We start from the raw sequence: 1,477 nt of genomic DNA, 5'->3' as shown, positions 1-1,477 counted from the left end.
CGCGAGCCTGATGAGTCATCACAACCCAGACAACTCATAGAAACCACTCCATGTCCCCAACCGTGAGCAAGATCATCAATCGTGGGGCGACCCGTCAATACCGTGGGAGCGCACCATCGGCACGAGGTCCCCATGAGGCATCAACGAACACAACGACTGTGTGGCACCGGCCTCCTGACGCGCCGCGAGCACAGCGCCCGCACCGTCGGCCAGGCCGCACGCGGCAAGGCCTGGCCGGTAGAGCCCGCTGAACACCTTGCTGATCGCAGCCCATTCCTCCTCTGCGGGTGCACGGCCCAGCAGCTTGGTGTAGAAGTCCCACACGGGAACGGTGTACAGCTCGCGGTACCGCCCCAGACTCAGCGGAGACAGTCCCACCTCCGCGATGGCAGCGTTCGTGGCCGCAAGCGCCACATCGACGTCGTCCAACAGCGTGCCGTTCCAGTCCCACACAATATGTGCACGCATACAAGTCCTCCAAAGGTGCGAGAAATTTCTTCATAACTTCCCCTGGGCGCACGTGAATGATGGCAATCCGAACAGCGCCGGCAGCCCAGAGCGTCCACACCTGAAGGACCGCTTCCCAGACACGTTCCGCCACAGCAAGACGACGCCGGCCAGTGACTGACAGCTAGTCAGTTCCGGAGTGATGTCAGCCAGATTTCATCAATGAGCTTCTTCAACTCGACCACCGATCGAGTGACGAGCTGTGATGCGACGCGCGGCGGCAGAAGCACACCACGCCCGCTCAGTAAGCAGTCAACGCCGATGGCAACGTCACCCTCGCGAAAGCGAGTTGAAGAAGCTCAATGAGCCATTGATGAAAGTTTTACTCATGCTGTCGCTGCAGAGAGGGATCCAAGGGAGATACTCAGGTTGAACTCGTTGCGTCCGCGGGGTGGTGACGTTCCGTGATCCCTGCGGTACGACAGTGGCATGCGGTATGGGCAGAGGGGTGGGTACACCCCGGCGGAGCAGGAGCGGCGTGAGCGGTTACGCCTTGAAGCAGCCGGGCGGTTTGTGCGTGGCGACAAAAGTGAGGTCATCGCGTGGGAGTTGCGGGTGACGTCGCGGTCGGTTCGGCGCTGGCGGAGGGCGTGGGAGGTCGGTGGCGCGGATGCGCTGCGCTCGAAGGGTCCGGTCTCGGCGGAGCGGTTGGGTCAGGCCCAATGGGCTCGGTTGGAGCGGGAGTTGGAGCGTGGTCCACTGGCGCATGGGTGGGACGACGCATTCCAGGGCTGGACGCTCAAACGCATCAGGATGCTGATCGGGCGGATGTTCCACATCGGGTACACGGTTCAGGGTGTGTGGAAGCTGCTACGTCGGCACGGTTGGTCCGCTCAGGTGCCGGTACGGCGGGCGCTGGAGCGGGACGAGGAGGTGGTTGAGGTGTGGAAGGCGCAGGTGTGGCCACGGGTAAAAAGACCGCGGCGGACCTGGGCGCCCACATCTGCTTCGAAGACGAGGCAGGCCAGGG

General features: G+C 63.0%; 2 protein-coding genes. One reads left to right on the top strand and one right to left on the bottom strand.

Translation table 11 applies throughout. From position 1 onward, the window contains the following. Positions 1-75 precede the first annotated feature (75 nt). Positions 76-468: an HAD family hydrolase gene (locus ACIQU6_RS44795; protein ID WP_403488499.1), complete on the bottom strand. Its 393-nt coding sequence runs from the start codon at positions 466-468 to the stop codon at positions 76-78. A gap of 468 nt (positions 469-936) precedes the next feature. On the opposite strand from ACIQU6_RS44795, the gene ACIQU6_RS44790 reads away from it, so the two are divergent. Further along, positions 937-1,477, top strand: a 541-nt coding sequence (locus ACIQU6_RS44790) for a winged helix-turn-helix domain-containing protein (protein WP_403488497.1), incomplete at its 3' end; no start/stop codon positions are given.

The organism is Streptomyces sp. NPDC090442, from assembly GCF_044769405.1.
GTDB lineage: Bacteria > Actinomycetota > Actinomycetes > Streptomycetales > Streptomycetaceae > Streptomyces.
Note: the sequence above shows the minus strand (reverse complement) of the source record. Positions and strands in the feature narration are given on the sequence as shown.